Genomic DNA, 6,302 nt, shown 5'->3' on the forward strand with positions numbered 1-6,302 from the left:
TAGCAAGACTTAATAAAGCCGCTATTATTCCCTTATCTGAATGGATCTTAGGAATATATTTAATGACCGTCCCGAGTCGAACTGAGCCAGAATGTTGTTCTGGCTCAGTTGGTTTTCAATTCTTCATTGCTCACTGCCTGTGCTTTGTTGTTTTTTTTCTGGTAATAATGCCAGCATTTGCTGTTACCCCGACCAATGCAGAGCTGGCTTTGCTTGGCACTGCACTGGGGGATTATAAGGGAACAGTCCGGTATGGCAACGGTGCAGCCAGGCGTGGGCTATTTACCGATGATACACATAAAGCGGCTGCGATCTATAAGTTCTTTTTGGACTATTACCAAAGCTCTGGTCGCACTAATAAAAAGCATCAAAGAAAGGATAAAGGTGCACAAATTGATGTTGTCAGGCTGGCTAAGTATCAGTGTTTTTTTGCATTTCCTGATGGGCAGCGTTTTCGTTTAAAAATGGAAGATCCGATTAATGTGGAGTTAAGCGACTACGGTGCTTTTCACTCACGGTTGTTAAAAACATTCTTTCAGGGATTCAGGAATAGCACTATAACAACAAGAGGTCAGGTTCTGGGTCTTTCCGGTCAGAGTTTTCGTACAAGGTCAGGAAAGGCGGAAGGCTCTTCTGGTAATGGCGGCTGCATGGGCATTGCCACGATTGTGGCTATCCTTGATCATGATCCGTTTATCAGTGACGAGGATTTTGTCAGTCGGGTTCGGCAAACGGTTCAGGTCAGTCATAACCATGAGCAGGCCATGCAGGCTGCTGTCGTTATTGCCCTTGCTGCAAGAGTCATGATCGAAGATCGTGATGTAAGGACTGCAAACAGGGATCTGGCTAAAATAACTTTTCAGCGCATTTATAGACATGTCACTGAACCAGAAGTTCTGAAATGCCTGAGGATTGTTGAGCAACAGGTCCAGCAAAACACGTACACTCGCAACCCTGATCATGGAGAGGTTATGGCTGAGTTAAATCGCCTGATGCCTTCCAGTTCCGGTGCGGAGCGATCTCGTAAAAAAACGGGTGACAAAAAGCTCAGAGGAACCTGGGCTCCCAGTTCTGCAGCGGCCGTTTTGTATTTTCTGTTTACCGGTGACGGAACCCAGAATTCGTTGCTGCAGCAGGTAGCAGAATTTACCATCGACCAGGATACGGTTGGGGCAATGTTAATGGCACTCAGTGCTTTGCAGGAGGGTGGTTTCAGACGAAGCGAGTTTGGTTCGGAGCCGGAGCTGAAACAGTTACAGGCGTTACTTGACGATTTGCCGGAGTGGGTAGCTATAAACCCCAATGCCGTGGATTATCTGGTAGATGATGAGGATGAAAGTGAGGGCGGCACGTGTAATTGTGCCTGCGGGAGCCAGTCAATGTGAATTAAACATTGCTTTCCGGCGATCTTTTCAAAGTTAGGCTCACAACGGGTTGTTCACGGTAACCAACGAAACTGGTCTCTAATTCGGGAAAATGACCGATAAGTTTCTGACTTTTAATACAGGCTGAATAGCGTTACTCAGTGACAGCAAACAATGAATCACTAACCTGTAACTCAGTAACCTTCACTATACCGTCGTCACTGGCGGTTACCACATGGCTGCCATCGGCGCTGAAGGTAGCTGATAAGACCTTGCCTTTATGGGAAATGCTGGCTTTCTCTAACCATGACCCATCGTCTTGCTGACCGATGATTTTGGCCGTTCTGTCCATGCTGGCAGTTACCACATGGCGGCCATCAGGGCTGAAGGTGGCTGATAGAACCCAATACTTATGATAAATGATGACTTTTTCTTTCCACGATCCATTAGCTGTGTGGCTATATATTTTTGCAGTGCCATCCCGGCTGGCGGTCACCACGAAGCGGCTATCCGGGCTGAACCTGGCTGAATTGACAGCACCACTATGAGAGATGGTGCCTTTTTTTTCCCATGATCCGTCCGTCTTTTGGCCATATACTTTCGCACTAAAATCCATACTGGCTGTTACTACATGGCATCCATCGGGGCTGAAGCTGGCTGAAATAACAGCGTCATTATGGGGAATGGTTCCGGTATTTTTCCATGAACCATCCGTTTGCTGGCAATAGATTTTCGCCCTGTTCTCGTAACTGGCGGTGACCACATAGCGGCCATCGGTGCTAAAGTTGGCTGATTCAACAGACTTATTATGTGTAAGGGTAGCTGTTAATTTCCATGATCCATCGGTCTTCTGGCTATGGATTTTCGCTGTCGCATCCAAACCGGCGGTTACGACATGATGGCCATCGGTGCTGAAGCTGGCTGAGTAGACACTGTACTCATTGGAAATGATGGCTTTTTGTTTCCATGTGTCATCGCGTCCCAAGCCATATATTTTCGCAGTGCCATCCCAGCTGGCGGTCACCACATATTCGCCATCGAGGCTAAAAATGGCTGATGCGACTGGGTTGTCATGGGGAATAATGGTTTTTTTTACCCATGATCCATCGGTCTTGATGCTGTAGATTTTCGCTGGTTCATAGACGCAAGCGGTTACCAGATGACGGCCATCGGCACTGAGGGCGGCTGAGTTAACTCGCGTATTTTCATTAATGATGGCTTTTGTGACTAATTTAAAAGTATTGCACCCAGACATCAGCTTAGTCTTGGTGAAATACAATACAGCAGGTACATGAACACTACAATGTCGGCGCTCCATCAGTGAGTCGATTAACGCCTTATCATTCGTGAATGACTTCAACCAATCATGGAGTTGATTCTCATTTTTTGTAGTGATAGTCATCCTAAGTTGATACTGGTGTGGAGAAGAAAACTGGTGATACCATGCTTTTGCCAGGGCGTTATCTTTTTTGACAGCGGCGTGAAGGTAGGTACATGTCAGTTCTAAACTGCGAATATCTCGAAGTTTCAAATAGCTAAAAATCATGGAAAGTGATAACGAGGATAAGTCCCGTAATGATGTATTTTTCTTTTTTTCCTTGTCAGCTACAGTGATGGTCCTACCCGCATTGTTACCCTCTCGTGTGCCCAGTCTTGTTCCCTCAGGTGGTGACAAGTTTGAACCTGTATTAAAGGAATTGTTATTTATGGGCTCCATAACTGGTTTGTCCTGAATAAGCAGAAAGTTGAGGCGGCATTTTTATTGAAAGTTACCGCCAATTTTATAAGGTTTCAAATAATCAACTACTTATAATTTGGCATAGTATACTTCTAAAAAAATATTATATTCTGGTTTAATATCCAAGTATCTTCTTGAAACTGAGAATATTCTGAAATAGGGATGATTACCTGAATTTCTTAAGGCTGAAAATAATGTAGGCAAAATCTTCTGGTTAAAAATAGCTTTAGAACAGGGTTTGTTTATTCTCGCTTTTACAATTTTATCAAAGGATGGTTTTGTGTTTTTTAATTCTTCCTTAATCATTATTACCATGTTTTCGTCGTCTTTAGAAAATGGTGGTGGTAAATGATTTTCACGATGTAATAAAATCAAATCATTATCTCTTTTGAATTTTTTTTGTTTTTCTATTATTGAGTCAGAATCACCCGTAATCCATTCTTCAAGGCTAAACGCATTGGCCATCGATTGTAAGATGTGAAAATTGTTATCTTCTCTATGAATAACGAAGTCATGAAAACATTCCTTTTTTTTATCAAATATACAAATCAGCTTGTGGACAAACAGGTAATCATTTTCTGGATCACCATTGATGTATGTCTTATAGATATCCTGATCGTCAACTGTAAAAATATAAGATGTTGAATAGCTTTTAGAGAAGTTTTTTTCCAGAACTGCTCTGGTTGAGTGACATAAAGTCTCTTGCCTAAGTTCATTGATACTCAATTCTAATGGACAAGGAGAAGTGTCTCTTGTTTTTACGAAAGACCTTTCGGAGATGCATTCTATATCTGGATCTAATGTTTCAGTCTCAACATTGGATAAAAAACTACTGTCGACTTTTATCTCATTATGAAGTGAGACATATCTGGAAAATGCACAGGCAGATTCAGCTAAAGTATCCTGAACAAGCGGTGGCTCTTCCTTTAGGACAGTTGATTGCCCTGATCTTGCTTCTGAGGATAAATTGAGCAATGACGGTTTACTCTGGTTATATACAGTAATGTCTCTGCCCATACTGACACCCGTTGGTGCCACGGATAGAGACTGATTAGGTGTTGATGGGGGTAAACCTAAAGCGTTAGAGTTGTTATTTATTCCATTCATATTTTGTTTTCCGAAAGTTAGCCTTTATCCTCAATTAACAAATACATTAAAAATGGATACACTTGGATAGACTTGGTTTTGGAACAAGAGTTCATAACGTGTTGTTAAGTAAAACTAACAAAACAGGGCTCTGATTCGGGAAAATGCACAATGGGCAGAAAGTTGGTTTCTGTCTTTGAGTCAATGCAAACAAAATAGTCTCACTCAGTGACAGCTCCTGTATTCCTCGTTTTATCAGGCTGCACCAGAAAACACTGCCCTCTGCAGTGCTTTCTGGTGCAGCCTGTTATCAGCACGACCACGGTGTTTCTCTTTACGGCTATAGCGGGTTTTCAGTTTTTCCCGGCGCTGGCGGTACATAGGGTTTTGCATCAGTTTCAGTATTGCCGATGCCGGGCGTTTATGAGCATTTTTTGGTTTTTTCATTGTTCAGTCTCCTGACGGTAGCTTTATTGTCGGACATACTTGCCATTAGCACAGGCATCAGAAATGTCCGGTGATGACTTAGCCTTTCACATTTACAATCTGCCTTAGCGTTCGCACGACCTCAACCAGATCTTTCTGCAGGCTCATGACCTTATCGATATTTTTGTAAGCACCGGGAATTTCATCCAGTACGCCTTTGTCTTTTCTGCACTCTATGCCCTGTGTCTGATCTTCAAGATCACGAACAGTGAAGGTTTTTTTGGCAGCGGTACGGGACATCGTCCGTCCTGCACCATGGGCACAGCTGCAAAAGGCTTCGGGGTTGCCTTTGCCACGAATAATGTAAGACCTGGCGCCCATAGAGCCTGGAATAATACCCAGCTCGTCATTTCTGGCCCGGATAGCCCCTTTACGAGTCACCCAGACTTGCTGGCCATCATGGAACTCCTGCTCAACAAAGTTGTGGTGGCAGTTAATGGCTTCATTAATGACGGTGAAGGGTTTCAGATGCAGGCGCAGTGTTTTAAGAATACTGTTCATCATATGTTCCCGGTTCAGCAGGGCGTAGTTTTGTGCCCATGCAACGGCATCAACGTAGTCATCAAAGTGCTCTGAACCTTCCTTCAGGTAGCCGAGGTCTCTGTCGGGCAAATGGATCTGTTGCCTTTCCATGTCTTTACGAGCCAGCTGAATAAAGTACTGACCTATCTGGTTACCGATACCCCGGCTGCCGGAATGCAGCATGACCCATAGGTTGTCCTGTTCGTCCAGACACAGTTCGATAAAGTGGTTGCCAGAACCGAGGCTGCCCATTTGACGAACAAACTTGTCCCGGTTGCCTCTTTGGATGATATTCGGATGCTTTTCCAGAATACGTTTTAAGCCAAGGGCAACCGATGAATCACCGGCTATTTGCGCTTCTTTGTGCTGTCCACCTGCTCCCAGGGGAATAACCTTTTCAATACCATTTCGAATGGCCAAAAGGTTTTCCGGCAGATCAGAAGCTTTCAGTGATAACTGAACCGCATTCATACCACAGCCAATATCCACGCCAACGGCAGCAGGGATAATGGCTTCAGTGGTAGCGATAACTGATCCTACTGTTGCGCCTTTTCCGAGATGGATGTCAGGCATCCCGGCTACATGTTTGTGAATAAAGGGCAGGCTGGCGACTTTGCGCATCTGCTCAAGTGCCTGTGGGCTGACTTCATCCGTCCAGATTTTTACTGGCTTTTGGATTTCAGTTCCTTCTAATAAAGTGATCACTGGCATAATGTAGTACCTCTCTCATTATTTTCAGCATTATGATTTAAAATATGGCTGAACAAATGGTAGCTGGATTTTGCCATGTTCCGATAGTGAAGCGTGCCAATAAATTCATTTTGAGTTGAAAATATTTCTAAGACACAGATTAGAAAAGGATTAATACCTTTAAAGCTTGTTGAGAGATTCTACGGCTCAGTAAAAACGCCAATTTTATCGACTGAGCGGGTAGCACTTTTCGTTGAGGTTTTTGTTAGGTGTACTGTCATTATTGTTATGAATTTTCTTGAAGAAGATGGCTCTGTAGGTCTAATGTAATTTGATCAGGGAGGTACTACTGCATGGATGCATCTATCAAACCAATATTCAGTCTATCAACAGAGGCATCCTCTCAAACGGTAGAT

Annotated in this window: 5 protein-coding genes; 1 reads left to right on the plus strand and 4 read right to left on the minus strand. The window is 43.6% G+C overall.

All coding sequences use genetic code 11. The annotated features are described in order from the left end of the window. Window positions 1-167: 167 nt before the first annotated feature. Window positions 168-1,385 carry an ADP-ribosylglycohydrolase family protein gene (locus KDK19_RS07110; RefSeq protein WP_257291633.1) on the plus strand — a complete coding sequence of 406 codons (1,218 nt, stop codon included), beginning with the start codon at window positions 168-170 and terminating at the stop codon, window positions 1,383-1,385. A gap of 133 nt (window positions 1,386-1,518) precedes the next feature. On the opposite strand, the gene KDK19_RS07115 is transcribed toward KDK19_RS07110, so the two are convergent. The 4 genes from KDK19_RS07115 to KDK19_RS07130 form a co-directional block, all read right to left on the minus strand. Next, window positions 1,519-3,081 carry an F-box/WD40 repeat-containing protein gene (locus KDK19_RS07115; protein WP_257291634.1) on the minus strand — a complete coding sequence of 521 codons (1,563 nt, stop codon included), beginning with the start codon at window positions 3,079-3,081 and terminating at the stop codon, window positions 1,519-1,521. Between the two features lie 90 nt (window positions 3,082-3,171). Then, on the minus strand, window positions 3,172-4,209 hold the full coding sequence (locus tag KDK19_RS07120) for a hypothetical protein (RefSeq protein ID WP_257276195.1): 1,038 nt from the start codon (window positions 4,207-4,209) through the stop codon (window positions 3,172-3,174). Between the two features lie 234 nt (window positions 4,210-4,443). Next, window positions 4,444-4,635: a hypothetical protein gene (locus KDK19_RS07125; protein WP_257279532.1), complete on the minus strand. Its 192-nt coding sequence runs from the start codon at window positions 4,633-4,635 to the stop codon at window positions 4,444-4,446. A 78-nt stretch (window positions 4,636-4,713) separates the two neighbouring features. Beyond that, window positions 4,714-5,907, minus strand: a complete 1,194-nt coding sequence (locus tag KDK19_RS07130) for an RtcB family protein (protein ID WP_257275677.1) — start codon at window positions 5,905-5,907, stop codon at window positions 4,714-4,716. Window positions 5,908-6,302: the final 395 nt, after the last annotated feature.

This window comes from Endozoicomonas sp. ONNA1 (assembly GCF_024606325.1).
Lineage (GTDB): Bacteria > Pseudomonadota > Gammaproteobacteria > Pseudomonadales > Endozoicomonadaceae > Endozoicomonas_A.